The sequence below is a fragment of the Niabella aquatica genome, assembly GCF_054779315.1.
The window spans coordinates 382,609-408,572 of the sequence record NZ_BAAGYM010000003.1 but is presented as its reverse complement, the minus strand read 5'-3'; the positions used below and the strand labels follow the sequence as shown (position 1 = coordinate 408,572).

Annotated in this window: 22 protein-coding genes and 1 riboswitch; of the genes, 11 read left to right on the top strand and 11 right to left on the bottom strand. The window is 42.0% G+C overall.

Translation table 11 applies throughout. The features are described 5' to 3' along the window. The first annotated feature begins 80 nt into the window (after window positions 1-80). Complete coding sequence (gene rplQ / locus ACYVBM_RS03350; protein WP_460684199.1) at window positions 81-677, top strand: 50S ribosomal protein L17; 597 nt, start codon at window positions 81-83, stop codon at window positions 675-677. A gap of 100 nt (window positions 678-777) precedes the next feature. Here the strand turns inward: rplQ and ACYVBM_RS03345 are convergent, their stop codons facing one another. The 6 genes from ACYVBM_RS03345 to ACYVBM_RS03320 all read right to left on the bottom strand — a co-directional run bounded on the left by ACYVBM_RS03345 (window position 778) and on the right by ACYVBM_RS03320 (window position 12,111). Next, window positions 778-3,603 carry a carboxypeptidase regulatory-like domain-containing protein gene (locus ACYVBM_RS03345; protein WP_460684198.1) on the bottom strand — a complete coding sequence of 942 codons (2,826 nt, stop codon included), beginning with the start codon at window positions 3,601-3,603 and terminating at the stop codon, window positions 778-780. Next, window positions 3,603-4,841, bottom strand: a complete 1,239-nt coding sequence (locus ACYVBM_RS03340; protein ID WP_460684197.1) for a 6-bladed beta-propeller — start codon at window positions 4,839-4,841, stop codon at window positions 3,603-3,605. The genes ACYVBM_RS03345 and ACYVBM_RS03340 overlap by 1 nt, the downstream gene beginning before the upstream one ends. 275 nt (window positions 4,842-5,116) lie before the next feature. Continuing rightward, window positions 5,117-8,740 (bottom strand): efflux RND transporter permease subunit, encoded by a 3,624-nt coding sequence (locus ACYVBM_RS03335; RefSeq protein ID WP_460684196.1) that lies wholly within the window; start codon window positions 8,738-8,740, stop codon window positions 5,117-5,119. Window positions 8,741-8,833: 93 nt separating this feature from the next. Beyond that, entirely contained in the window at window positions 8,834-10,045 is a 1,212-nt protein-coding gene (locus ACYVBM_RS03330) for an efflux RND transporter periplasmic adaptor subunit (protein WP_460684195.1), read from the bottom strand. 31 nt (window positions 10,046-10,076) lie between these two features. Further along, a complete protein-coding gene (locus ACYVBM_RS03325; RefSeq protein ID WP_460684194.1) occupies window positions 10,077-11,480 on the bottom strand; it encodes a TolC family protein in 1,404 nt (467 codons plus the stop codon). Then, window positions 11,467-12,111, bottom strand: coding sequence for a TetR/AcrR family transcriptional regulator (locus tag ACYVBM_RS03320; protein ID WP_460684193.1), 645 nt, complete (start codon window positions 12,109-12,111; stop codon window positions 11,467-11,469). The genes ACYVBM_RS03325 and ACYVBM_RS03320 overlap by 14 nt, the downstream gene beginning before the upstream one ends. A 199-nt stretch (window positions 12,112-12,310) precedes the next feature. On the opposite strand from ACYVBM_RS03320, the gene ACYVBM_RS03315 reads away from it, so the two are divergent. After that, window positions 12,311-12,904 (top strand): DUF502 domain-containing protein, encoded by a 594-nt coding sequence (locus ACYVBM_RS03315; protein WP_460684192.1) that lies wholly within the window; start codon window positions 12,311-12,313, stop codon window positions 12,902-12,904. Between the two features lie 11 nt (window positions 12,905-12,915). Further along, entirely contained in the window at window positions 12,916-13,488 is a 573-nt protein-coding gene (locus ACYVBM_RS03310; RefSeq protein ID WP_460684191.1) for a UbiX family flavin prenyltransferase, read from the top strand. Between the two features lie 50 nt (window positions 13,489-13,538). On the opposite strand, the gene ACYVBM_RS03305 is transcribed toward ACYVBM_RS03310, so the two are convergent. Continuing rightward, window positions 13,539-15,284, bottom strand: coding sequence for an ABC transporter ATP-binding protein (locus tag ACYVBM_RS03305; protein WP_460684190.1), 1,746 nt, complete (start codon window positions 15,282-15,284; stop codon window positions 13,539-13,541). Between the two features lie 379 nt (window positions 15,285-15,663). Between ACYVBM_RS03305 and hflX the strand changes: the two genes are divergently transcribed. The 4 genes from hflX to ACYVBM_RS03285 all read left to right on the top strand — a co-directional run bounded on the left by hflX (window position 15,664) and on the right by ACYVBM_RS03285 (window position 17,994). Then, on the top strand, window positions 15,664-16,851 hold the full coding sequence (gene hflX, locus ACYVBM_RS03300) for a GTPase HflX (protein WP_460684189.1): 1,188 nt from the start codon (window positions 15,664-15,666) through the stop codon (window positions 16,849-16,851). A 75-nt stretch (window positions 16,852-16,926) separates the two neighbouring features. Then, complete coding sequence (locus tag ACYVBM_RS03295; RefSeq protein ID WP_460684188.1) at window positions 16,927-17,253, top strand: Rieske (2Fe-2S) protein; 327 nt, start codon at window positions 16,927-16,929, stop codon at window positions 17,251-17,253. A 119-nt stretch (window positions 17,254-17,372) separates the two neighbouring features. Next, window positions 17,373-17,636: a type II toxin-antitoxin system HicA family toxin gene (locus ACYVBM_RS03290; protein WP_460684187.1), complete on the top strand. Its 264-nt coding sequence runs from the start codon at window positions 17,373-17,375 to the stop codon at window positions 17,634-17,636. Next, window positions 17,629-17,994: a type II toxin-antitoxin system HicB family antitoxin gene (locus ACYVBM_RS03285; RefSeq protein WP_460684186.1), complete on the top strand. Its 366-nt coding sequence runs from the start codon at window positions 17,629-17,631 to the stop codon at window positions 17,992-17,994. The genes ACYVBM_RS03290 and ACYVBM_RS03285 overlap by 8 nt, the downstream gene beginning before the upstream one ends. A 126-nt stretch (window positions 17,995-18,120) precedes the next feature. Here ACYVBM_RS03285 and ACYVBM_RS03280 read toward each other — a convergent pair whose 3' ends face one another. Further along, window positions 18,121-19,602 carry a S41 family peptidase gene (locus ACYVBM_RS03280; RefSeq protein WP_460684185.1) on the bottom strand — a complete coding sequence of 494 codons (1,482 nt, stop codon included), beginning with the start codon at window positions 19,600-19,602 and terminating at the stop codon, window positions 18,121-18,123. A gap of 88 nt (window positions 19,603-19,690) precedes the next feature. Here ACYVBM_RS03280 and uvrB point away from each other — a divergent pair, with 88 nt between their 5' ends. Next, window positions 19,691-21,730, top strand: coding sequence for an excinuclease ABC subunit UvrB (gene uvrB / locus ACYVBM_RS03275; RefSeq protein WP_460684184.1), 2,040 nt, complete (start codon window positions 19,691-19,693; stop codon window positions 21,728-21,730). A 175-nt stretch (window positions 21,731-21,905) separates the two neighbouring features. Beyond that, complete coding sequence (locus ACYVBM_RS03270; protein WP_460684183.1) at window positions 21,906-22,667, top strand: DUF5995 family protein; 762 nt, start codon at window positions 21,906-21,908, stop codon at window positions 22,665-22,667. A gap of 94 nt (window positions 22,668-22,761) precedes the next feature. Here the strand turns inward: ACYVBM_RS03270 and ACYVBM_RS03265 are convergent, their stop codons facing one another. Next, window positions 22,762-22,929: a hypothetical protein gene (locus ACYVBM_RS03265; protein WP_460684182.1), complete on the bottom strand. Its 168-nt coding sequence runs from the start codon at window positions 22,927-22,929 to the stop codon at window positions 22,762-22,764. 204 nt (window positions 22,930-23,133) lie between these two features. Further along, window positions 23,134-23,337 (bottom strand): hypothetical protein, encoded by a 204-nt coding sequence (locus ACYVBM_RS03260; protein ID WP_460684181.1) that lies wholly within the window; start codon window positions 23,335-23,337, stop codon window positions 23,134-23,136. A 100-nt stretch (window positions 23,338-23,437) separates the two neighbouring features. Then, a riboswitch (TPP riboswitch) is annotated at window positions 23,438-23,534 on the top strand. Window positions 23,535-23,568: 34 nt separating this feature from the next. Here ACYVBM_RS03260 and pnuC point away from each other — a divergent pair. Further along, a complete protein-coding gene (gene pnuC, locus ACYVBM_RS03255; protein WP_460684180.1) occupies window positions 23,569-24,201 on the top strand; it encodes a nicotinamide riboside transporter PnuC in 633 nt (210 codons plus the stop codon). Beyond that, window positions 24,182-25,270 (top strand): acyl-CoA dehydrogenase family protein, encoded by a 1,089-nt coding sequence (locus tag ACYVBM_RS03250; protein WP_460684179.1) that lies wholly within the window; start codon window positions 24,182-24,184, stop codon window positions 25,268-25,270. Before pnuC ends, ACYVBM_RS03250 begins: the two co-directional genes overlap by 20 nt. A gap of 7 nt (window positions 25,271-25,277) precedes the next feature. Here the strand turns inward: ACYVBM_RS03250 and ACYVBM_RS03245 are convergent, their stop codons facing one another. After that, on the bottom strand, window positions 25,278-25,916 hold the full coding sequence (locus tag ACYVBM_RS03245) for a hypothetical protein (protein ID WP_460684178.1): 639 nt from the start codon (window positions 25,914-25,916) through the stop codon (window positions 25,278-25,280). Between the last annotated feature and the right edge of the window lie 48 nt (window positions 25,917-25,964).

Below are 25,964 nucleotides of genomic sequence, written 5' to 3'. Positions count from 1 at the left end.
TGAATTTTTTAACCAAAATTGAATGAGTGAAATCTGAATTTTCAAATTCTCACACTTTCAAATTTTCAAATTAACAAGTCATGCGTCACGGAGACAAAATCAAAAACTTAAGCCGCACCAAAGCGCACAGAGAAGCTTTACTGGCCAATCTTTCCTGCCAGCTGATCAGGCACAAACGTATTGTAACTACTGTTGCAAAAGCTAAAGCGCTTCGCGTTTATGTAGAACCGCTGATTACCAAGAGCAAAGAGAACACGACCCACCAACGCCGTATTGTCTTTGGCCATTTACAGGATAAAGAAGCTATCAAAGAATTATTTGATAATATAGCCGGTAAAGTGGGTGGTCGTCCCGGTGGTTATACCCGTATCATCAAATTAGGTATTCGCCCGGGCGATGCTGCTGAAAAAGCTATGATTGAGCTGGTAGACTACAACGAAATTTATGGTAAAGGTGCCGGCGAAGAGAAAGCGGCAGCTAAACGTACACGCCGTCGCGGTGGCAGTAAGAAGAAAGCGGAAGCTACTGAAGCCACTACTGTTGTTCCTGCAGCTGAAGAAGCGGAAGAGGCAAAACTTGCTGTGAAAGAAGAAGCGGCTGTTGAGGCAACTGAGGCTAAAGCCAATGATACTGCTGAAGAAACAAAAGAAGAAGGAAGCGAAGAAGCGAAAGCTTAATTGCTGAAATACTTTGAAGGGAATGCCTCGCGAAAGCGGGGCATTTTTTTGCAACAAAAGCCGAAGCTTTTATGCAGCTACAGAATAATGGAGCTTACTTTTACCAGATTTCTTTTACTTCCCGTTTTTTGATCTCTGTTTTACCAAATTTCCTGGGGTAGTAAGAAAAAGTGAGCATAAAGTATTGTTGCAGGCCGTTCGTAATGCGGGTAGTGGTACCAAACTGCCCGGCGGTATTGCTGATGTTTTTGAATTGCTTCAAAATATCCATTGCCGAAAACTTAAGCTCTCCCTGCTCGTTCTTTAAAATTCTGCAGGTAGCAAATGCATTCCATAAAACAATGGGCTTATCAAGATTGGTATTTTGGGTATGATCGAGCGTGGAGCTGAGGGTATAATTTTTAGGCAGGTTTACGGTAAAACCTAACCGGGTAATATCCGATTTGTTTTTGAATGATCTTAAACCAGCACCGGATTGATCGGTATTATAGTTACTGATGCTTTTACCCACATTAAAAATGATCATCGACTTTAGTGATAACTGAAGCGTGATATTGTTGTTGATGCCCGAAGTGCTGGTTTCGGAATAGATATCATCAATATAGTTGGGATTTTTATTGTTATTGTACGAGCCATTATACATTAATTGAAGATTGCTTTTTTTAAGGGTGCGTACAATATTCAGGTTATAGCCCAGGTTGTAAGACTGGCTTTGCCTGGCGTTAATATAGTAGTATGTTCTTTTACCCGATGGATCATTAATTAAACTGTCGGTAACAGGGTTCAGTGAATGATTATAGTTCCCGTTGATACTGCCATTATAGGCATATTTTGATTTAGGCTTTTGCGAATTGAACCATGCGTTAAAGCCGTAACTATGATTCACCCTGTTCTTTAAATCAGGATTCCCGACGCGCACATTGAATACATCTACATCATCGGTGATAGTGTACAGCTGGTCAACACTGGCATAATCAAAGTTTTTATTATAGTTCAGGCTTACGTTGTATGAAAAATCATCTCTTTTGTTATAATTATAGTTTACGTAACCATCATATCTAAAAAAGGAAAAAGAGCGGTTTAAATTGCGGATAGCGAATGAAGACGAGTTGTTATCCTGTTTAAGATCTTCGGTGAAGTTTATATAGATATAAAAGTTACGGGAGTAAGTGTCGCTCCATTTATAAAATGATTTACCCAGGCGAAGGGTTGGTGCATATTCTATTTTTTCGTTGATATTATTATTGGTTAAGCGCTCGTTAACTTTAAAGCTTCCATTGGGGCTGTCAAAGTCCGCTACACGGTCTGCCCTGTCAGATTTTGTATAATTAAAACGTTGATCAAGGCTTAAATCGATACCGAAGAAATTAAACCGACCAAACAACAACCTTCTTAATCCTCCATAACCTATACCGGCCCCAACATTTAAATTAGAAGTGGTATTGTGATAGTTGCGGTTGTAAGTGGTATCGTCGCTGCTGTTCACGAAAGATTTAAAAATGCTGTTTACGTACCGGTCAGATTCGCTGCTGCTGTTATTAACGTTCAGGTTAACATTGAACTGAGCCAAAGGATTTTCGTTACTGTATTTTGAGTAGTTGGCGGACAGCGATTGGTGGTTTGATCTTTTTTGTTCGGTATTTACAACATGGTTGGTGCTGATGAGACTGTTAACCGAGTCCCTGATATCGGTGGCTCTCGTAGTTTCGCTATTGCCGCTGTTAATACCCGCATTACCATTTATAGCAAAATTGTCGTTATAGCTGTTGGTCTTAATATAGTTTACTCCAAAACTATGGTTCTGGGCAACCCCATTGGTAACTGAGCTGTCCTGTACCCATTGTGGATTATCCAAAGCAGTTCTGTTTTGTAATGATAAATTGGTGAGGAAGCTGTTTGTGCCGGATTTTGTATAGTTTAGAGTAATTCTGTCGTTCTGCCTGCTGTTGGTGTTTTCAATAAAATTGTGTGTAAAAACGCCACCTATGGAATGGTTCCTGTTAATGCCTTCGGTATTAAAATTTCCTACATTTCGAAGGTTGGGGTTATAGTTCCTGTAAGTGTTATTTTGAAACATCTCCTTCAGGTTCTCAATATTTTTGTTGATGTTGTTATATCCGCCACCGATGCCAAACGAGGTTTTTTTATTATACATCTGGAATGAAAGATCGCTTTCAAACCTGTTAGTAGTTCCATATCCTATGCCTGCTTTGCCAAAGTAACCGGTTTGCTTGTTTTCTTTCAGCCTGATGTTCATGGTAAGCAAAGAGTCTTTTTGCCGCCTTTCTTCTGGTTTAAGTGTTCTGTCAACTTCCTGGTACACCTGTATTTTATCAATAGCATCTTTAGGAAGGTTTTGGGTGGCCAGCCGGGCATCATCCGATCCCATAAAAGGTTTTCCATCAACTAACACACTGGGAATTTTTCGCCCGTTCATAGTTATAGTACCATCTGCCCAAACAGTTACACCTGGTACCATGGTCAGCAAGTCTTCCACCACTGCATTAGGGTCCATTTTAAAAGCTGCAGGATTGATCTCAAGCGTATCGCCATTCATACGAATAGGTATATGAGCAGTTACGGTTACGTTAGAAGAGTCGTGAAAAGACGGCGACAGCAAAATGTTGATATTATATACTGCTGAATCCAGCTGAATCGTTTTAAAAAAACTCCCAAACCCGGCATAGGTTACATTTAAAATAATGTCGGTATGAAAAGGCAGTTTAGTGATTTGAAACACCCCATAGGAATCAGTTAGCTGGTAATTTAGCAGCGAGGAATCTTTCTTAAAAAGGCTGACGGTAGCTGATTCTAAGGAAACCCCCGTTAAAGAATCTTTTACTGTTCCTTTAATAGTGCCTGTTTGTGCTTTAATAACGGACGATAACAATATGAAAGCAAGCGTGAGTAAAATTAGCGGTCTCATTAATTAGTTTTGATAGTGAACTCAACAATAACAGCAGAAGGATTTTTACTGTCTTTGAAACAGGCTTCCAGTTCTTTAGGGAATGGGGCCGATTTGTCTTTTAGCTCGTACACTTTTTTAAGATCTTCCGGGCTTATAAGGGTGTAGAATTTTCGGTTGCTTCCTATACTATAGCTTCGCTCCATTAAAAGAGGAAGGTTATACAATGCACTATCCGGTTTCACTTTTCTCATGTCATAGGTAGCCGTGTTTTTTTTATCGTAAACATACTGCCCGTAGTTACTGAGAAATCCTATTGTAAAAATCATAAACCGGTCGGTTTCATTTAGCGAATAAATTTGCCGGAGTAACCAGCCATTGTTACGCTCAAAATTTTCCCTTTCGGTAGCGTTTTTGAAAGGTTTTTCAAAGAACCATTTGGGAAGGCTGTTCTCCATGGGTAGTATGAGCTGATAAGCCGGCGTAACCACACCGTTGGAAAGTGTATAAATAGTATCTACATAAGGACGGGTAATGTAAAAAGCACCAGGCTTGCCCGACTCCTGGGTATGTGCACTTAACCACTGGCCGTATAAGTACCGGCTTTCTTTACGCTTATCATACGGGAAATATCCGTTTACAAATTTTGTATTTTTATAGATCTTTACTTCGTAATCAATACTATCCCTGTAGTTTTTATCTACAGATATTTCATAGGTACAGTAATAATCATCCTTCAGGTTATAGGCCCCCAAAATATCAAAAGCCGTTATTGCTGCTTTTTTTATTGCGAACAGGGTATCATTCAAATCAACAATATACTTTTTGTAGTACTTTTTGTTTCGCGGATCGTCAAAGCCGTTTTTAATTTTTATTTTGTCTTTTTGTGTAAGGTTATAGTTTTTATTGGTTAAGAGAAAGACCATTTGTTGCTTATTCTTGTCATAGTTTGGAGATGCCGATTCTCCCAGTTTCTTATAAGAGATCTCTTTTACAAACTTTCCATCTTTTGTATACACAAGCAGTGCTTTTTTGAAATAATTGTTGATATAAAAGAACTGATCAGCAACATAGGCATAGCTATAACGTCCAATTTCCACCTTTTTGTTGGCTTCAAGCGGGTAAAACCTCAGTGAGTCAAAAAACAAAGATTGGCCGGCCGGGGTGGCTGCTTTGGGACTTAAATAAATTTTAGCGGGTTGTCCGTATACTACGCTATAAGTTGTTATACAAGCGAGCAGTAAAGCCTTTAGTTTCAATTTGACAGAATATTTAATGGGGTGAAGATATATGCCTATTTGTTAAGTATTTACAAAGATTTTGTATAGGGGATTAAAAAAGTTGTAAACGGGATAATCAGCCTTGAATCTGGTAATTGCTATAAGTATTTTGAAGAGCGGATGATTTCATGCAGCACCTGCGCCTGCATAAGGAAGGCGTAATCCATTGTTACGGATAAGCAGGTCATAATATTTCAATAAAAAAGAGGCCATTACAGCCTCTTTTATTTTTATGTAAAGTTTAATGGGATCTTTTATAGCCAGCTTCCTGTAAAGGCATCACTGGAATTAGGATCGCTTGCCAGTTTCTTTCTTCTTGCTGACACCTTCTTTTTCTGCCTGAACATGGTTATAATCATTAATGGTATAAACAGGAAGATCGCAGGCGGAATTCCCATAAAGGAGATCCATTTTCCTCCATATTGTTTTTGCATCGGACGTTTAAGCCTCTCTGCAATTAAATACATACTGGGCACCATGAACAAAGTCATAAAGAAGGCGAATAGCAAACCAAAGATAATGGTCCATGAAAGCGGTTTCCAGAAGGTTACATTATCCCCGCCGAAGAATATTCTCGGGTTAAGCTCAGAGAACAGGGTAACAAAGTTGATGTTAAATCCTACGGCAAGCGGTATTAGCGCCAGTATCGCTGCCAGTGCCGTAAGCAATACCGGTATGATACGTGTTTTACCTGCCTGAATTACTGCATCTCTTGTTTTCAATCCCCGTGCCCTCAGCTCATCCGCAAATTCAATTACAAGAATCCCGTTCTTTATTACGATACCTGCCAAACCCAGGATTCCTACACCGGTCATTACTACAGATACCGTCATACCTGTAAGCGCAAAGCCTAACAGTACACCAATGATACTGAAAACTATCTCGGTAAGGATAATGACAGATTTGCTCATAGAGTTAAACTGCCATACCAGTATCATCAGGATCAGGCCCAGGGCGATGAGCAATGCTTTTCCAAGGAAAGCGCCTGTTTCAGCCTGCTGCTCCCCTTCGCCGGTTTGCTTAATGGTTACATCATCACCGGTTTTCCTGAAACTTTGAATGGATTTGGCAATCTGGGCATTCACTGCCGTAGGGGTGTATCCCGAAAGTACGTTGCTTCTTAAAGTAATAACGCGCTTCTGATTCTTCCGCTGCACACTTCCCAGCGTGTTGGTATAGTCTACAGTTACCAGCGAGCTTATTGGCACGCTTTTTACCTGCCCTGTAGCCATATCCCTGAAGCGGACATTCATATTCAGCAGATCGGTCAGGCTTTTTCTTTGCAATTCATCGCTACGCACATAAATCTTATATTCATCTTCACCATCTTTTATTTTGCTGGCTTCATTACCAAACAAGGCAGTACGCAATTGCATTCCTATTTGGGCCGAAGAAACCCCTTCTCTTAAAGCACGTTCACGATTTACTGTAAGTGAAATTTCAGGGCTGGCCAGATCCACATTCATCTTTAATTCTTCTACCCCCGGAACCTGTATACTGTCTAAATAGTTTTTAAGGTCTACCGATGTTTTAATCATATCGTCAAACTGTTCGCTGGCTACTTCAATATTAATAGGAGGGTCCGTGGGCGGGCCGTTCTGCTCCTGCTCTACAGATACTTCTGCGCCCGGAATATTTTTAATAGCCGCACGTATCTTATCGAGGTAAGGCCCTGTTTTTACCCCATGCCTTTTTTCATATTCTACAAAAGACACCTGTACACGGCCCAGCTCGCTTCGTGTGCTCCTGTCACCACTGTTCGGGTCGGCAGCGCCTACGGCAACGTTCGCGATCACACTTTCCACTACCGGGTTTGTTTTATTTTTCGCATGATCAATATCTAAAGCCTGGTTCACCCTGCTTTCCAGGTAGCGTGTAACAGAATCGGTGTATTCAACATCTGTTCCTGTGGGTAGCTTCAGATAAACATAAATAAAGTTAGGATCGGAGCCCGGGAAGAATACTACCTGTGTTCTGCCTACTGCACTTGAAATACTGAAGACGATAAAAGAGAAGATGAGCAACCCGAATGCGCCTACCAGCAACCAAACCGGCCTCCAGCCGTTAACCGCCCATTTCAACAGCGATTCATAGTGATCCATGATCCAGGGCAATACTCGGTTCTGGAAACCATGTATCCAGTCTGTTAAAAAGTAAGTATTCAGCACCGTAAGTAAAGCCATGCAAAGGGAAAGATTACCCACAAAGAAAAAACCGCTTCCATTAGGCCTTGCCATTAATCCGAGTATATCGAACAGTACACCAATGATGACCATTGTTAAAAATGGTTTGGAACGGAATACGCGGGATTTCTTTTTTTCTGTATGATCTTCGGGATGATTCATGAAATCCACTGCAAATACAGGGTTCATGATAAAGGCGACCAGCAGGGATGCTGTAAGCGTAAATATCAGCATCAAAGGCAGGTACACCATGAACTTCCCAATGATGCCCGGCCAGAAAAGAAGCGGGAAAAATGGAGCCAGCGTCGTAAGCGTACCGGCCAGTACCGGCACAAACACCTCTCCGGCAGCCATCATGGCCGACTTCTGCGAATCAATCGCACCTTTGGCTTCTACAAAGATGCGGTGGGTATTTTCTATTACCACAATGGCATCGTCTACAATAATACCAAGGCCGAACAGAAGCGCAAACAGCACCATAAAATTCAGCGTAATACTTCCACCTATCACTATTTCTCCTAACGGAATGAACATAAATGCCACGAACATACTCAGCGGTACGCTTAATGCTACGAAGAAGGCATTCGTTAATCCCATAAAGAACATCAGGATAATCAAGACCAGTATGAAGCCGATGACAATAGAGTTGACCAGGTCGTTAAATGATGTGCGTGTAGAGATACTCTGGTCGCCGGTAATTACCACGTTCAGGTCCTGCGGAAAGATATCTGCTTTCATTTCATCAGCGATTTTTTTAACAGCATCGCTGGTTTCAATAAGGTTTTCACCAGACCTTTTCACTATATTCAGCGTTACCACATTCTTTCCATCCAGCCGCGCATAGCTTTCTGTTTCCTTCACAGTATCCTTAATAGTGGCGATATCCTTCAGGTAAACGGGGTTGCCGCTGGTGTTGCGCAGAATTACTTTTTCAATATCGAAAGCGGTTTTAAACTGGCCTTTCAGCTGCAGGTTGCGCCTCATGTTACCCACTTCAAGCAGGCCGCCGCTGATATCCATGTTTTCGTATTTGATAGCATTGGATATATCATCGAAGGTAATGCCGGCGGCCTGCATACGTGCGTTATCCACGTTTACCTGGAATTCCCTTTCAGGGGCACCCACCATATCTACCCGTGTTATTTGCGGCAGTTCTTCCAGCTTGTCCTGTAACTTATCAGCATATTCCTTTAAACGCACCCCGTCATAATCGCCACTGAGGTTTACATACATAATAGGCATTTCCGAAAGACTTACTTCGAGCGCGGTAGGCTCCTGGGTAAGATCGGTAGGAAGGTCCTGCTTGGCTTTATCAATCGCGTCTTTTACTTTCTGCACTGCCACATCTACTTTTACATCAGTTCCAAACTCAACCTGTATGGCGGAATAATCCTGTACCGAAGTACTGGTTACTTTTGAGATCTTAACACCTGTAATTCCTTTTATTTGTTTTTCTATGGGTTGGGTAACCAGGTTCTCCATATCCTTGGGAGAGTTCCCTACGTAAATAGTAGAAACATAAACTGTAGGGATTACCACGTCTGGAAAGCTTTCTTTAGGAAGCGTAACAAAAGTGGTAGCGCCAAATATGGTTACAAAGAGAATAAGCAGGTAAACCGTGGTACGGTTTTTTACAGCCCACGATGTTGGCTTAAACTCTTTAAATTTTTCAGTGAAATTTTCTAAAACACTCATTGAGGTTATTTTTGATTTGACAAAGGATAGTTGACAGATGGCAGTAAGCAGAGGTGAGATGTCGCTGTTATCTGTCCTCTGCCAACCATCAGCTTATTGACTAGCGGTTGTGGTTATTACCTGGCCATCATATATGCTTTGGTAACCTTCGGTTATCAGCTGATCTCCGGCAACAAGTCCCGATTTAATTTCCAGCCTGTCGCCATATAGTTCCCCGGGAATAACGCGTTTTTTACGCGCGATCATTTTTTTGTTTTCGGTAACAGCAACTAAAACATATTTGCCCTGCTGGTCGGTTTGCAGTGTATTTACCGGGATGGTGATGGCATCGGGCCTGCTGTAATCTTCAATCTGCACTTTAGCGATCTGGTTGGCACGGATGGCAGGGTCGGCAGGAACTCCGGCTTCTACATAGAAGCTTCTTGTAGCAGGATCGATCAGCTTACTTACTACTGAGGCTTTCGTTTTTATTTGTTTATTATTGGCTTCCGGCAATGTAACAGTGATCGGTGTGCCAACATTTACCCGTTCCAGGTAATTTTCCGGAACGTTTACCAGTAACCTTAAAGCGCTTGTGTTCACTATTGATATTTGAGGGCCTGTAGCGCTTACGCCGGTAAAGGCTTCGCCTACTCTTACGTTCAGCTGGTCTATAGTTCCATCAATATCTGCTGTAACATTTGTAAAACCAACCTGTTCTCTTGCGGCACCGGCCTGCGCTTCCACTGCTTTTAGCTGTGCATTCAGCTGGTCTACATTTGCTTTGGCCTGTATTACCTGCATTTCAGCACCGATATTATTTTCCCAAAGATTTTTCTGGCGCTGATATGTAGTGCTTGCCAGTTCCAACTGGGCTTTTACAGTAGCTACCTGTTGCTGGGCGGCCACTAACTGCTGACGTGCGATCGCATCATCTAATTTTAAAAGGGTCTGTCCCTTGCGTACCCTGTCGCCTTGTTTTACGAAAATAGCACGTACAATACCGCCCTGGCCGTTGCGCGGAGCCACATATGCATTTTTCCGGGCATCTATTTTTCCCTGCAGATCGATATAATGATCAAAAGCATCGCTACCTATTTTTTCTACTGAAACCAGCTTGGCTTTTATATAAGTGGGGTCTAAAGCAGCGATTTCATCATTCAGCGTATTGATCTGATCTGTAATTTTCTTTTGCTCGCCTTTCAGCTTCTCGAGCTCGGCTTTTTTATCATTTAGTGCGGTGTTCTTCTCTTTTTTGCCACTGCCGCAGGAAGCCAGGACAGCCGCAAATACTACGATGGTTGTCAGTTTTAAAATATATTGCATAAAAGGGATTTTAGTGGTTTGTTTATAAGGTTTAAAGTTTGCCCGATGCTTTTAAGAAATCTACTTTTGCGATTACTGCATTATAAAGGGCATTGTAATAATTGGTTTGAGCGCTCTGCAATTGAACACGAGCATTATCGATCTCCAGCTGGCTGCCGGTTCCCACTTCATATTTCTTTTTGGTTTGCTGGTAAACTCTTTCTGCCAGCGACATGTTTTGCTTTTGGTAATCCATATCTGTAATGGCCGATTTAAAAGTATTTACAGCAGTCTCGCGCTCCTGGTCAATACTTAATTTAAGCGCATCTATCTGGTTCTGCGTTTGCTGTAACCTGATCCTGGCCTGGGCAATTTTTGCATTAGTGGCAAAGCCTGTAAAAATCGGGATGTGCAGGTTCAATGCTATAGAACTTGCGGTAAACCACTTGCCGTTCATGGTTCTGCTCAATGTGTTTTCCATAGCCATTTTTGTATAATTACCGCTTAATGAAAGAGTAGGGATTTTGCTGTACTGGTATCGCTGAATATCATATTCATTCAATTTTTCTCCCAATAAAGCCGTTTGGTAATCTTTTCTTTGTGAATAATCAAAAGCCATCGCTTCCAGTATGCCCTCTTTCAGGTTCTCATCAGTCAAAGTATCAGAAAGCTGTAACTGATCTTTCATTGGCATACCCATTAGAACCTTTAAGCCCAGATAACCATTGTTTACACTATTAAATATTTGTGTTTTCTGGGATCTGATATTGGTTATTTGCACATCCAGCTTATCAATATCCAGCTTTTCAGCAAAACCATTATCATACATGATTTTGGTATCGTGCTTATTTTTTTCAAGTAATGCCAGATTTGAATCGATAAGCGCGATTTGTGTTTTGCTTAATACAAGCTGATAATATATTTTTGCGATGTTTTGTTTTATCTGTTCAAAAGTTACTTCGGCAGCCTTTTCCTTATAGTCAATCAATGTTTTCCTTGCCTGTAATCCGGTAAAGACCTGGCCGTCGAATAATATCTGGCTCAGTGAAACGCCGGCATTGGAAGTCCATTTAGTGCCGAACTGGGCATCAATAAATCCATAATCGCCGTTTGGATTCGCTTCAATGGGTTGCCCGTTACCGTTACGCACATCTAATTCCTGTAATACTCCTATTATTGCCGGTGCAAAGAAATTGGGAAACCGCTGAACGGCAACATTAGGGTTGTATGTGATATTGCCATTAGCGCTTATTTGCGGATAAGCATTACCGGTAACCTCCCTGTTTACCTCTTCCTGCAGCTTAATATCCAGCAAAGCATTCTTCACCTGCATATTATTCTTTTGTGCGTAGTCTAAGGTTTGTTGTAGAGAGAAATAGTGCGTTTGCTGGGCAAAGATTGGTTTTGTAAATGCAAAGAGCAGGAGGGCTGCTATTGCTATTTTATTTTGTGTCATCGATCAGTGGTTTTAACTTTTCGGTTTTATATTTATTGATCATCCTTGTACCTTTGGTAGTTGCTATTGCATGTAAGAACAGGATAAGTATCTCTTTTTGTAATGCACCTGGGTCTGTTTTTATTTCCTCGTAAATCTTTCTCTGAAAAGGCAGGTTTATACCTTCTATTCTTAGCCGGCTTACCAGGTGTATATTAATATCATCCCTGAACAAACCGTCCCTTACTCCCCATTCAATATTTTGACAGATAAAGTTGTACAGGGATTCTTCCTTAAATTTTAAGAACTTGCGGTAAGCGGCAGGATAATATTTTTGCATATCGAACAATAAGGCCGGGTTCATACTTTTCATCATTTCTTCTACAAAATCTGAAGCTAAAAAACCTTCATGTATAGCATTATGAGCTTTTTGCCTGCAATATTCACAATTGGAACTGCTGATTTTGAGAACCATTTCAATAGTATCGGCTACCAGTGTTTCTTTATCAGTATAATAGTGATAAAGAGTTTTTTTACTCATACCAATAGCATTAGCTATATCATCCATGCTTACGCTTCTTATGCCTAATTGCATAAAAAGCTCTCTCGATTTCTCCCGTATCCTTGTTTTATTGTCAATAAGCATTACCATTGTGCCGCGAAACTAAGGAAACTTTTACAGGTTCTAAAGTTTCCTTGTGTAATTTTTTGGTCAAAAAGTATTTAAGGAATAACGATCGCGAAAGTAAAATACTTTATTTTCAACCGGTATTTTTTTAGGTAAACAGCATTTTTTTAAGGGTTAGCTGTTATGATGCCGATCCGTAAAGATATGCTATCTTGCACGGCAAATGGCCAGATATTTACCACACAGACCCCAGGATACGGTTTTGAAAACGCTTTTCAGGTACTTTGTCCAGGGAGTGATTATTTTAGCTCCTATTACTATTACAGTATATATATTGTATGTTGTATTTGACTGGATAGACAGCCTGCTGCGCCCAGCCTTGTTTACGACACCGGGTATAGGCTTTTTGCTTATTATAGCGTTTATTATTTTTATCGGCTGGTTAAGCAGTTATTTTATTATGGAAAGCGTGATCAATTTTTTTGATCACTGGCTGGAACGTACGCCGGGCATTAAGCTGATCTACAAAGCGATCAAAGATTTTTTCCAGGCTTTCGCCGGAGACAAAAAAAAGTTTACCAAAGCAGTATTAGCGAACGTATTCAATAATGATGTATGGATCGTAGGCTTTTTAACTGATGATGAAATGGATAAATTTAATATGGGGCATGATATGGTTGGGGTATATGTACCGCAGGCATATAATTTTGCTGGCCAGCTTTATATTTTACCTAAAGAAAGGGTGAAACCAATAGAAAATCTCACCCCCGGCGATGCTATGAAGTACACCGTAACCGGCGGGGTAGTGGAAAGCTAAAAAATTTTGATATGACGAAACGAGTGCTGATTGCAATTACCGGGGCCAGCGGTTCAGTTTATCCGGCCCAAATGATCGATAAGCTTTTACAATTAAAAGATCAGTGGGAAGAATTATCTGTAGTAGCTACCGATAACGCAATGGAAGTGTGGCATGTAGAAATGCAGGCCCCCTTCATCAAAAAGGAAGGAGTGCGATACTTTCACAAGAACGACTTTTCGGCCCCTTTTGCATCAGGTAGCGGGCAATACGATACCATGATCATTGCACCCTGCTCTATGGGAACGCTAGGTCGTATCGCCGGTGGGATATCCAATGATTTAATTACCAGAGCCGCGGATGTGATTTTAAAAGAGCGCCGCAGGCTGATCTGTGTGGTAAGGGAAACGCCTTATAACCTTATTCATATCCGGAATATGGAAAAAATAGCTATGGCAGGCGGTATTATTTGCCCGGCTACTCCGTCCTTTTACAGTGTGCCCGAAACGATTGAAGCGCTTGTTGCTACGGTTACAGACAGGGTGCTCGATCTTGCGGGGTTTGATATCAAGAGTTTCAGGTGGGGCAGTAGTGGTGAACAATAAGTGCTGGATGCAGGCACTCCTTGCTCATTATCACTCCCTATTTCCAATTACTAAGCCATTTCCTGCATATCTACCAGGCGGCGGTAAATGCCCTTTTCAATTTGCATCAGCTCATGATGTTTGCCACGTTCAGCTATTTCACCCTTGTTCATTACAATGATCTCATCGGCATTACGAACAGTACTAAGGCGGTGAGCAATAACCAGTGAAGTGCGGTTCTGCATCATATTGTTGATGGCATCCTGCACCAGCCTTTCGCTCTCCGTGTCTAAAGAAGAAGTAGCCTCATCGAGGATCAGGATCGGCGGATTTTTTAATACAGCGCGGGCAATGGTGAGTCGCTGCTTTTCCCCGCCGCTTAATTTTGCACCCCTGTCGCCAATATTGGTGTCAAATTTATCGGGCTTGCCCTCGATAAATTGGAAAGCATTGGCCACCTTCGCGGCATTTTCAATTGCTGTGCCTGATGCATCCGGGGCTGCTAAAGTGATATTATTACCAATAGTATCATTAAATAAAATAGGCTCCTGGCTTACAATACCAATTTTTTCCCTGATGCTTTGGATGCTGTAATCTTTAATATTCACCCCGTCTACCAGTATTTCTCCATCTGTTACATCATGAAAGCGGGGAACCAGGTCGGCCAGGGTGCTTTTACCTGCGCCGCTGCTGCCTACCAATGCTACAGTTTTACCTTTAGGAATGATCAGGTTGATGTTCTTAAGAATCGGCGTATTGTTATAGGAGAACGATACGTTTCTGAACTCGATGCCCTGCTCAAAAGAAGCCAGTTTTTGCGTACCATTATCTTCAACCTTTACAGGGGTGCTCAATAAATCCTCGATACGTTCAATAGCGGCAGAGCCGGCCTGTACGTTGAAGAAAGAGGAAGACAGCGCTTTTGCAGGGTTGATCATCATGGCAAACATAGCAATGAAAGCAATTAATTCGCCGGGGCCCAATGAGCCGCCTTTAAGAATAAGATTTGCACCAAAATAAATAATAATGCACAGCACCATTACGCCCAGCAGCTCTGTAAGCGGGGAGGCCAGATCTCTTCTTGCCGATATTTTTTTATTAATACCCAGCAAAGTGCTGTTCAATGCAAAGAAACGGTTACTCAGGATTTTTTCTGCACAAAATGCTTTGATAATTCGGATACCGCCCAGCGTTTCATCCAGTATAGAAAGGGTATCGCCGACTCTTAAGGCCGCGGCATTGCTTTGTTTCTTTAAAGTGCGGCTGATACGCCCAATAATAAAAGCGGTTGCCGGCAATAGTATCAAAAGAAAAACAGACAGGCTTGGGCTGATAGTGATCATTGCAGCTAAATAAAAAAGAACCATAATAGGGTCTTTGATCATGCCTTCCATCGCGTTGACGATCGAGCTTTCAATTTGTCCCACATCATTCGTCATCCGGCTCATAATGTCTCCTTTTTTCTGCTCCGAAAAATAACCAACCGGCAGCGTCAGCACCTTTGCGTACATATCATTTTTTAAATGGATAATGATAGAGCTTCTTACCGGAACCGATATTAGTGAAGAGAGGTACAGCAACAGGTTTTTCAGAAAAATCGCGATGATAATAAAAAGACAGCATAAAAATACCGCATGCATTTGCCTGCCGTTATTCACTGCTTCCAGCAATGCTTCTCCCAGATAATGGCCGCCCGGTATTTTTTTAAGAATACTTTCGCTGGAAAATCCCTGTACATTAAAAATGATAGACATCAGCGGAGCCAGCATACTGATAGAACAGACAGACAGAGCGGACGCAAGAATTGTCAGCGACATATAAAGGACTATTTTTCCTTTATACAACCCGATATATTTAAATATTCTTTTGAATTTTTTCAATTGATTTCAAATTTTAAAACGCACAAAGGTAGTTATTTACCCATTATTGGGGCTGCAGAACAAAATTATCGCGCGCGCTCCTTGAAGGATGGCTAACTTCTTTTGCCCAAAACGGTATCCTCAAAAATGTTCAAAAGAGGCCTGTTGCCGGCAATTTGAATCATCCCAGAACAAAACGCATCGGATTTGTACCTCCGAAGGAGCCGTTTAAGACATCCACTTCAGCTCCTGTGGATGGCTCAGCCAGCTTATAAGACGAACAAATTGGCATAAACCTTTATCCGGCAGCATTTTTGTTAACTTTGCTAACATCAATATGTTAGATAAAAAGAATATTATACAGGACAGGGAAACGGCTGTCATAGTGGGTGTTGTGCAGAAGGACCAGACAGAACAACAGGTAAAAGACTATCTAGATGAGCTGGCTTTTTTGGCAGAAACCGCAGGTGCGGAAACAAAAAAGCGCTTCATCCAGAAATTACAGCACCCGGATTCCCGGACTTTTGTAGGCAAAGGTAAATTAGAGGAAATACGCCAGTATATTGTAACGCAGGGCATTAATCTTGTGATTTTTGATGATGAGCTGAGTGGCGCCCAGATCAATAATATCCAGAAAGAGCTGAAAATAAAAGTGATCGACCGCTCGGACCTGATACTCGATATTTTCGCCCGGAGGGCCAAAACAGCCCAGGCGCGTACACAGGTGGAGCTGGCACAATATCAATACATCCTGCCCCGGTTACGCGGTATGTGGAGCCACCTTGAAAGGCAGGGAGGCGGTATTGGTTCGCGTGGACCAGGTGAAACAGAGATTGAAACCGACCGCCGTATTGTGCGGGATAAAATTACCCTGCTTCGAAAAAAGCTGGCTGAAATAGATAAGCAGGCATATACACAGCGTAAGGACAGGGGAGAGTTTATCCGGGTGGCTTTGGTGGGTTATACCAATGTGGGCAAGAGCACGATTATGAATTTATTAAGCAAACGCGATGTATTTGCTGAGAATAAGCTATTTGCCACGCTGGATACCACCACCAGTAAAGTTGTTTTTGAAAATACGCCTTTCCTGCTAAGCGATACTGTCGGCTTCATTCGTAAGCTGCCGCATCATCTTGTGGAAAGTTTTAAAAGCACGCTTGATGAGGTGCGTGAAGCCGATATATTATTACATGTGGTAGATATATCGCATCCCAATTATGAAGACCAGCTGGCAGTGGTTAATAAAACCTTACAGGAACTGAACGCGTCTGATAAGCCAACGATCACTATCTTTAATAAAATGGACCTGTACGAAGCACACACTTTTGATGAATGGCTGGCTGAAGCAACCAAAGAAGAGATTTTGCGCGATTTATATGATCGCTGGAGCAACGAGCTGAGTGGCAGCGTGGTATTTGTATCGGCTACCGAACGCCGTAATGTAGATGGTTTGCGCGAAACGATCTTAAATAAAGTGAAAGAACTGTATGGCATCCGCTACCCGTATAAGACAATGTTTTATTAGCTTATAGTTCATGGTTGATGGTTCATAGCAAATTGCACTGTTCGGCCATGAACCATGAACTATCAACCATGAACCATGAACAAACCTCTCACCTGGTATTTAATTGCGCTTCATCCGAACGAGCTGGATTTCAACCACGAAAATCTGACTGAAAAAAAAGTGGGTGGAAGGCAATTATGCATTGCCCGTGTAGAGAATAAGTTGTATGCCTGTGCGGCTAAATGCCCTCATGCCGCAGCGCCGCTGGTAAATGGTTATGTAAATCTGCAGCACCAGGTTGTTTGTCCTTTGCATCGCTATAAGTTCAGTCTGGAAAACGGGCGTAACGTTTCCGGAGAAGGCTATTTCCTGAAAACCTACCCGGTTGAGGAAAGAGAAGATGGGTGGTATGTAGGAATTTGAGGATTTGACAGAGTTGGTTAAAAAGAATTTGAAAAGTATTAAAATTTAATTAGCTTGCAACTAAAATTTAGTTGCAGACCGCCTCTCATTAATGAGAAGCGAAACTGTATTAAAAGAAGATGACTAAAAAGCGTAAGCTGGCAGACAGGATTCTATCCATTCCATCGGATTTTACATGGGATGAACTGACAGGGTTACTATCTTTCTATGGTTATGATGAAGTTAGGAAAGGGAAAACAGCGGGGTCAAGAAAGAAATTTGTTGACGCGGATGGAAATGTGATTTTATTGCACAAACCACACCCATCTAATATTGTCAAAAAATATGCTATCAGGCAGGTTGTTGAATATTTAACAGAAAAAGGAAAAATTAGAAATGACTGATGTTTTACAGTATAAAGGTTATTATGCTAACATTCATTTTAGCGTTGAAGACGATATTTTTTTTGGGAAAATAATCGGCATTAATGATTTGGTAAATTTCGAGGCTGATTCTGTAAAGGGGCTGAAAAAAGCTTTCAAAGAGTCCGTAGAAGATTATCTTGAAACCTGCCGGAACCTTAAAAAGACGCCGGATAAAACTTATAAGGGAAACTTTAATGTGAGAATTTCATCAGACCTTCATAGAGAAGCGGCACTTTTTGCTGCTATAAAAAATGTCACGCTTAATGACTTTGTGAGATACGCGATAGACAGAGCCATTTCAGATGAGAAAGCCGGGAAAGATTTGCAACTTCAATAGGATTAATATTGGGGTTTGGGGAGAAACAATTCATGTTGTTTAAAAATGCATATTCATTTGTGCATTTTTTTATGTTTTGCACAAGCAGATATGCAAAATGACGGGGTTAATAGCGTAACAATTAGTTTACGGGTGCCGGTTTATGGCTCTGCCCCAATCCTGCTTTTTCAAAAAGTATTGATACTCTCCCTGAAAATCGGGGGTGATTGTATCCCCTTCTATATCATTATAGAGTTTTTTATCAAAAGTAATTTGCATTAAAGGAAGCGTTACCTGGATTCTTGTATTGGGAAGCTCGTAGTGAAGCAAATGCCCTGCTGTTAACTCCCTGATGGAGCCGCCGGGTTCCTGCCCGATAATGCTGCCCCTTTTGTTTGCCCTAAAAAGCGCTGTAAAATATGCTGCGGCTGAAAAAGTACCCTCATCAACAAGCAGGGCCACCTTACCCGGAAAGCGATAGGGGCTGGGCTCGCGTTTGTATAAAATAGTGTGGTTCGATTTTCCTCCGCTGGTATGAAAACCGTCATACAGGCGATATACTCTTTTTGGGGCATCGCTTTTTGAAGCAATGAATGTATTGTCTATTTTTTTCAGATGTGTAAGCGGAATATCTTTGACAGGCAACATTTTTTGATAATGCGCTTCATAAAAGACGGAGTCTGCCAGGTACGAAAACAGCAGCCCCGGCACATCCATAAGCCCGCCGCCATTACCCCGTATATCTATAACTAAAAATCGGGCAGCTTTTGACCGGATATCCCTGAACAAGCTGTCAAGTCCAGCTTCGACCTCAAGTGAGCGTTTGCTTTCAGGTGCAGGTCTGATTTGCTGAGAAGTGGGCATACTGTCAGGCCGAACTTCGCCAAAAGCAAAAGAGCGGAACTGTAAATAATAAGTTCCTGATTGCGCATCAAATTGTGTATGTACTTTGTTCAGCGGTTCGAAACGGTTTAGCGGAAACACTGCCGCGTTTTGCGCTCCCGCTAATGCCTGTACAGTAACGGCTGTACAGGTTATGGTTTTTACCGGAGCATCATTTACCGGGGCCTTATAGGTAATATTAAAGGTATCCTTAGCGCCATACTTCATGAAAAACAAAAACGAAAAACTTGTATTCAACTGGTATTTACGAAAGTTACTGTTATTCCCTGCGCCTGCCAGTTCTTTTATAATTTCATTTACTTTAACCCCGTTGATACTTTGCACGATACTTCCAAAAGGAAGCGGGCTTTTTTCAGTATTCACAAGCATACTGTCCTGCATAATATAAATGGGAACAGGGAAAAAAGAAGCTGTTGCGGGAAAGAATTTATCGTTGAGCGTAATACCGGCATGGTCATCGTAGCCCGTATTTGCTTTCAGTCTTCCAATGTAGCGAACAAATTCAAGACCCGTGGCTTTTTTCAGCGGAAATGATTTTATCGCCTGAGAAAATTTTTTATCTATGCTGTCTTTTCCGGCGTTTGTCAGGATGGGGTTAGTGTTTACAAGAATATCGTTTAATACTTTTAAATCCTCAACAAGCTGCTGCTTTGTATATTCCTGCTGGGCGCTGGTATTCAATACTATTGCTAACAAAAGAACAGCGCTTATAAAGCGTTTCATCATTCTTTAAAAGTTTAGTACCAAATATAGGAGTTCTGATAACAATGTTTATTCTTTTAACTTTGAAACTTCAAACGTTAAACAAAAAATTTTGCCTTTCAAACTTCATACCCCGTTCCCTCCGGCAGGCGATCAGCCATCGGCCATTGCGCAATTAACCGAGGGCGTTTTAAGCGGCGAAAAATATCAGACCCTTTTAGGCGTAACCGGCAGCGGTAAAACCTTTACTATGGCCAATGTGATACAAAATACACAAAGGCCTACGCTGATCATTACGCATAATAAAACCCTCGTGGCACAATTGTATGGCGAGTTCCGGCAATTCTTCCCCGAGAATGCCGTAGAATATTTTGTTTCGTATTACGATTATTATCAGCCGGAAGCCTATCTTCCTGTAAGCGATACATACATTGAAAAGGATCTTGCTATCAACGAGGAGCTGGACAAGCTGAGGCTGCGTACCATTACCAGCTTATTAAGCGGGAGAAGGGATATTATCGTGGTGGCTTCTGTAAGCTGTATATATGGAGCCGGTAATCCCGCGGATTATGAGAACAGTATTATCCGTATCAACCGCGGACAAACCATTTCCCGGCAGGGGTTTTTACATGCGCTGGTAAATTCTTTGTATACCCGCACCACTATCGAGTTCACTCGCGGCACTTTTCGCGTGAAAGGCGATACAGTGGATATTAACCTGCCCTATACCGATTATGGGTATCGCGTTACCTTTTTCGGAGATGAGATAGAGGAGATCGAAACCATTGATGTGGCTACTAACAAGCGAATTGCTAAAATTGAGAATGCCGCTATTTTCCCCGCCAATATATATGTGGCTCCAAAAGATATGATACAACAGGTGATCTATGAGATCCAGGACGAGATGATGGCGCAGGTGGAGTATTTTCAAAGCACCGGCAAGCTGATAGAAGCCCAGCGTATTAAAGAACGTGTGGAATATGATATAGAAATGATCAAAGAGCTGGGCTATTGTAATGGCATAGAGAATTACTCCCGGTTTTTCGACAGGAGAAGTCCCGGTACAAGGCCATTTTGTTTGCTGGACTATTTTCCGAAAGATTATCTGATGATCGTGGACGAAAGCCATCAGACCATGCCGCAGATCAGTGGTATGTATGGTGGGGACAGGAGCCGCAAGCTGATACTCGTAGATTACGGGTTTCGCATACCATCGGCTTTGGATAACAGGCCTTTGAATTTTCATGAGTTTGAAAGTCTGCAGCACCAGGTCATTTACGTTTCGGCTACGCCGGACAGCTATGAGCTCGAGAAATCAGAAGGTGTTATTGTGGAACAGGTGGTGCGCCCGACAGGCCTGCTGGATCCGCCTATTGAAGTGCGCCCCAGTGTTAACCAGATAGATGATTTGCTGGATGAAATTGATAAGCGTGTAAAAAAAGGAGATCGTGTTTTGGTAACGACCTTGACCAAGCGAATGGCAGAAGAAATGGATAAATACCTGCATCGCATCAACATCAAATCCAAGTATATCCACAGCGAGGTAGATACTTTAGAGCGCGTTGAAATACTGCGCCAGTTGCGTTTGGGGGAAATTGATGTGCTGGTAGGCGTAAACCTTTTACGTGAAGGACTGGATTTGCCGGAGGTGAGCCTGGTAGCCATCCTGGATGCGGATAAAGAGGGTTTTCTGCGCAACGAAAAATCATTAACGCAAACGGCTGGACGGGCTGCACGTAATGTGGACGGACTGGTGATTTTTTACGCCGATACCATGACCGGCAGTATGCAGCGCACGATTGATGAAACTAACCGCCGCCGCGAAAAACAGGTGGCCTATAATATAGCGCATAACATCACGCCCCGTACGGTGACCAAGTCGAAAGAAGATGTGTTTAAACAAACCAGCGTTCTGGATATTAAGGGCTTTGATGAAAAAGAGCCCGGCGCTATTAGGTTTGATGAAGACCTGGTTACTGTTGCAGCAGAGGAAGAAGTGATATATAAAACTATCCCGCAAATGGAAAAAGCTATTGCCAAAACCAAGAAGGAAATGGAGAAAGCCGCACGGGATCTTGATTTTATGGAGGCTGCCAGGTTGAGAGATGAGATGTTCCGGTTGCAAAAGGAGCTGGATGGGATGAAGCAATAGGGTTGCATTTAAAAGTACAAAATTTTATTCCTGTTTTATAAAAAGCAATTTTGGTCTGGGAATGAAATGTTGAGGTTGCAGTGGTAGGCGGTAATAATGAAATACCTAAATCAGGGTATATTCAAATACCCATGCTTTCATTAAGTTTACTTCAAAAAGCTAAATCGCTTCAACTATGACCCCGGCTACTACTATCGATGAAGTAATTGTGCAACTTGAGCAGATCATTGGTGATTGTATCAAAAACAAAGACAGGTCGGGGTATTTTGCCATGTTGTATTGCAATGTAACGCGGCGTGTAAAGCAGGGTATTGGCAATCATGAATTTTCGGATAATGGATTTGTTGAAAAGCTGGATGTGCTTTTTGCCAATCATTATATAAGAGCATGGCCCCAATGGCAACATGGCCTGCAGCCATCGGAATCGTGGGCTACAGCCTTTAAAGCCGCTATAGCAGCACCTTTGATCGTACTACAGCATTATCTTTTAGGCATGAATGCGCACATTAATCTTGATTTAGGCATTGCCACAGCTGAAGCGCTGCAAGGGAAAGAACTGAAAAGCATTAAAAAAGATTTCGATGCCATTAATATGCTGCTGGGTTCTATGATCGATGCTACAAAAACCTGTCTTGAAAGAATAAACCCGCTGATGTACCTGTTGCGGCTGCACAGAAAAAACTACGACGACCTCCTGGTAAATTTCAGCATAGGAAAAGCCCGGGCAGGCGCGTGGTGTTTTGCAGAAAGCCTTACGAACCAAACCGGTAGCAACTACGATAACTGTATTGCTGACCGTGACAAATTAATTGCACAATTAGGGCACAATATAGCCTACCCGCAGAGTAACCTGCTAAACAGCTCTTTAAAAATGATACACCGGTTTGAAGGTAGTGATATAGCAGCTAATATCAGGCATCTTAAAATTCTGACCTGAATGCAAACGGCCATAGGTATAAAATTACAACTCCGTATAGCGGCAGCGTTACAAATAAAAAAATGTCAACCTTATATACCACGCCTGGCTGACGTTATAATTTCCTGATTGGTTCCTTTTTGCTCACCTGCTCCTTTGTTTTCTTCCATGCAAGGAACAGCTCCTCATTACTTTTCAAAGCCTGGTACAAACGTTCGCCCGGCGATTTTTGCAGCCATATTTCTAATTGCAGTTTTTTAATATGTTCCGGTGTGTCCTGCATTTATAAAAGATTAAAAGTATTTAACTGTAATTGTCCTATCCATTTTTTTATGTACTCCATATCCAGTTGAGGTGTTTGTAATAATTGTCTAATATCTTCCATCTGTATGATAGATTGTATTTCCTGGATCCCAGATAAGCTTTGCCGTCGCTCAAATTCTGTCTGCCTGAACGGAGCGTTCATCAAAATTACAAAATCAGCTTTTTAGCCACTTTCATAATCAATGATATTAAATATGCTTTTATGCTTTATTGCATCATGTATTGAATCCGGATCACAATAAAAACCGTCTTCAAACGCAGATGCGAAACGTTCAACATTTTCTTCTTTCAGTAATATTACGAAATCAAAATCTCTTGTAGCCCCTGGTACCACGTAAATACTCATAGCAACACTACCAGATAGCATATAAGGTACCTGGTGTTTTTGCAGGGTGTCTACTATTTTGTCGTTTTTATTATTATAGTTGGATAAAAGTACAACATAAACCTATTTGATACCTATCTTTGCCCTACTCATGGGGTGCCTTAATATTACGGGCTGAGATCATACCCAATAACCTGATCCGGGTAATGCCGGCGTAGGGAATAAGTATTATCAGATTTTAAGTGCATCCGTGGCGGTTAAAATATCACAGTTATGAACATGCACGAATGGGTTCAGACTTTTTGGGAACAATTAAAGGGAGTGCCTGCCCTGGAGTGGATCGGCGTCAGCTTTGGCGTTGCAGAAGTATTGCTGGCAAGGGCTAATAAAATATGGCTATATCCGTGTGGTATTTTATCGGTTATTATTTCCACCTATATTTTTTTTCATGCGGGCTTGTATGCAGAAAGCACCCTCAATCTTTATTATTTATTGATGAGTATTTATGGCTGGTGGTGGTGGGTGAACAGGAAACAACATGCTGCCCCCCAAATTACGAGAGCTGATAAAAAAGACTGGCTCGTTACCATTCTTATTGTAACGGGCGCATTTGCGGTGCTTTATTTAGTGCTTCGGCATTTTACTGATTCAACAGTACCTGTTTTTGATTCATGGGTAAGTGCCACGGCATGGGCAGGCATGTGGCTGCTGGCTAAAAGGAAAGTTGAAAACTGGCTGTTGCTCAATATCAGCAATGCTTTTGCGATACCCCTGCTGCTTTATAAAGGACTGCCTTTATATGCGGCGCTTACTTTATTTCTGTTCATTATTGCAGTGCTGGGATATATGGACTGGAGCAGGATTGTTAAACAAAAAGAAAAAGAACATGCCTTTAGTTTTAAGTAAAGACCAGGCAGACCGGTTAAGAAATTGGTGTGCCGGGGCGGAAGCGAGAGGCGCCTTAACCCCGGCCATACTGGAGCTTGCCTATAAGCAAAAATGGTTCAAGCTCTTTGTTCCAAAAGCGCTTGGCGGGCTTGAGCTGAATCTTCCCGAGGCTTTACAATATGAAGAATACCTGGCCTATATAGATGGCAGCCTGGGATGGACGGTTACGCTTTGCGCCGGCGCGAATCTTTTTTGCGGTTATATACAAAAGAAAAAAGCATACACGATTTTTTCAAAAGAAAAAGTTTGCTTTGGCGGAAGCGGCGCTGCAGGTGGCGTTGCCAGGGAAGTAAAAGGCGGCTATATCGTAAACGGGTACTGGAAATATGCCACGGGAGCACCACATCTTACCCATTTTACTGCCAACTGTGTTATTGAGAAAGATGGAAAAGCCTTGTTGAAGGAGGACGGTACTCCGCTGACACGATCCTTCTTTTTTAATAAAAATGAGGTAATAGTACACAAAGACTGGAATACGATGGGCCTGAAAGCGACTGCCGGCCATAGTTTTAGTGTGCAGGATATAAAGGTAAGCAATGACCGGAGCTTTATTATTGACGGATCGCATACTACACTAGAAGGTAATATCTACAAATATCCCTTCCTGCCTTTTGCAGAAGCGACTATTGCTGTAAACACCCTGGGTATGACCCGGCATTTCCTGGAAGAGGCTTTGTATATTATTCAGCAAAAAAAACGGCAGCATGCCCGGCAGGGCCATGCTGCGAACCGCATTGCGGAAATCGCCATTGTAAGCGCACAACAAAAGGTATATGATCTGTCAGACCGCTTTTATACAATAACCGATATCTCATGGAAAGAGCTTGAGCATAAGCATGTTTCTAAAAAATCAGTCAATAAAATCGCAGCACTCAGCAGACTAATGGTGAAGGAGTGCCGGCAGCAGGTGGCCACTATCTATCCTTATTGTGGATTGGCGGCAACCAATAATGGTACTGTGATCAACAGGGCGTTCCGCGATATTTTTACCGGCAGCCAGCATGGACTGCTTACGTTCTCTAAATAAATAATTATTATTCTTTATTAAACGGGAAGGAGGTCTGGTGCTTTTTTCGTAAAAACCCGGTAAGCGCGGCTTCTATTCCCTTGGGAAAACCCGTTCCATGATAGGCCTCATCCTTTAAATACACCAGGCAATGGCGGGGTATAGTCGGAATCCAGACATTATACTTAGCTATCCATAAATATAAATGTGTTTCCAGGCGGTTGAGCTGGCTGGCTAATTCCGTGGCTTCGGCTTTCTTACCAGCTGTTTTATATTCAAAATCGTTTTGCAGCCAGGTAAGCATCCGGGTGTTTAAATCATGCAGGGCGTTGCTATATCCTCTTATAACAGAATGCGTTTCTTTTTCTGTTTCATTCATGATGGTATAGCAGCTGCTTAAAAAAGCATCCATTGTCTGCCCGCTTTCAAGACTCAGGCCAGGCCGTTCCAGTAAGCGGGTGCATAGCACATGGGCTATGCTGTTTTGCTTTTTGTAAATATCAAAAGAAGCATTGAGCAGCGAACAAAGTTCTACAAGTTTTGCGAAGCGTTTCTTCTGTCGCTCTCTGTGAGCTCGTGTAAGCTCTATTATAAACTTTCCTGCAAAGCCCAGCAGGCTTATAATAGCTGCAAGTATAGCAGCTCCCAACCATTGAGGCAAATCCATCAGCATGAAATAAAAATAGAATAATAGCAACCGTTAAAAAATACCTAA

Coding starts and splice junctions, on each gene's coding strand:
- hflX (WP_460684189.1), top strand. CDS start 15,664: ATGTTAGATAAAAAGAATATTATACAGGACAGGGAAACGGCTGTCATA.
- ACYVBM_RS03305 (WP_460684190.1), bottom strand. CDS start 15,284: ATGTCGCTGACAATTCTTGCGTCCGCTCTGTCTGTCTGTTCTATCAGT.
- pnuC (WP_460684180.1), top strand. CDS start 23,569: ATGAACATGCACGAATGGGTTCAGACTTTTTGGGAACAATTAAAGGGA.
- ACYVBM_RS03320 (WP_460684193.1), bottom strand. CDS start 12,111: ATGGTAATGCTTATTGACAATAAAACAAGGATACGGGAGAAATCGAGA.
- ACYVBM_RS03245 (WP_460684178.1), bottom strand. CDS start 25,916: ATGGATTTGCCTCAATGGTTGGGAGCTGCTATACTTGCAGCTATTATA.
- ACYVBM_RS03265 (WP_460684182.1), bottom strand. CDS start 22,929: ATGCAGGACACACCGGAACATATTAAAAAACTGCAATTAGAAATATGG.
- ACYVBM_RS03295 (WP_460684188.1), top strand. CDS start 16,927: ATGAACAAACCTCTCACCTGGTATTTAATTGCGCTTCATCCGAACGAG.
- ACYVBM_RS03290 (WP_460684187.1), top strand. CDS start 17,373: ATGACTAAAAAGCGTAAGCTGGCAGACAGGATTCTATCCATTCCATCG.
- ACYVBM_RS03330 (WP_460684195.1), bottom strand. CDS start 10,045: ATGCAATATATTTTAAAACTGACAACCATCGTAGTATTTGCGGCTGTC.
- ACYVBM_RS03270 (WP_460684183.1), top strand. CDS start 21,906: ATGACCCCGGCTACTACTATCGATGAAGTAATTGTGCAACTTGAGCAG.
- ACYVBM_RS03315 (WP_460684192.1), top strand. CDS start 12,311: ATGGCCAGATATTTACCACACAGACCCCAGGATACGGTTTTGAAAACG.
- ACYVBM_RS03335 (WP_460684196.1), bottom strand. CDS start 8,740: ATGAGTGTTTTAGAAAATTTCACTGAAAAATTTAAAGAGTTTAAGCCA.
- rplQ (WP_460684199.1), top strand. CDS start 81: ATGCGTCACGGAGACAAAATCAAAAACTTAAGCCGCACCAAAGCGCAC.
- ACYVBM_RS03285 (WP_460684186.1), top strand. CDS start 17,629: ATGACTGATGTTTTACAGTATAAAGGTTATTATGCTAACATTCATTTT.
- ACYVBM_RS03325 (WP_460684194.1), bottom strand. CDS start 11,480: ATGACACAAAATAAAATAGCAATAGCAGCCCTCCTGCTCTTTGCATTT.
- ACYVBM_RS03250 (WP_460684179.1), top strand. CDS start 24,182: ATGCCTTTAGTTTTAAGTAAAGACCAGGCAGACCGGTTAAGAAATTGG.
- ACYVBM_RS03280 (WP_460684185.1), bottom strand. CDS start 19,602: ATGATGAAACGCTTTATAAGCGCTGTTCTTTTGTTAGCAATAGTATTG.
- ACYVBM_RS03345 (WP_460684198.1), bottom strand. CDS start 3,603: ATGAGACCGCTAATTTTACTCACGCTTGCTTTCATATTGTTATCGTCC.
- ACYVBM_RS03260 (WP_460684181.1), bottom strand. CDS start 23,337: ATGCTATCTGGTAGTGTTGCTATGAGTATTTACGTGGTACCAGGGGCT.
- ACYVBM_RS03310 (WP_460684191.1), top strand. CDS start 12,916: ATGACGAAACGAGTGCTGATTGCAATTACCGGGGCCAGCGGTTCAGTT.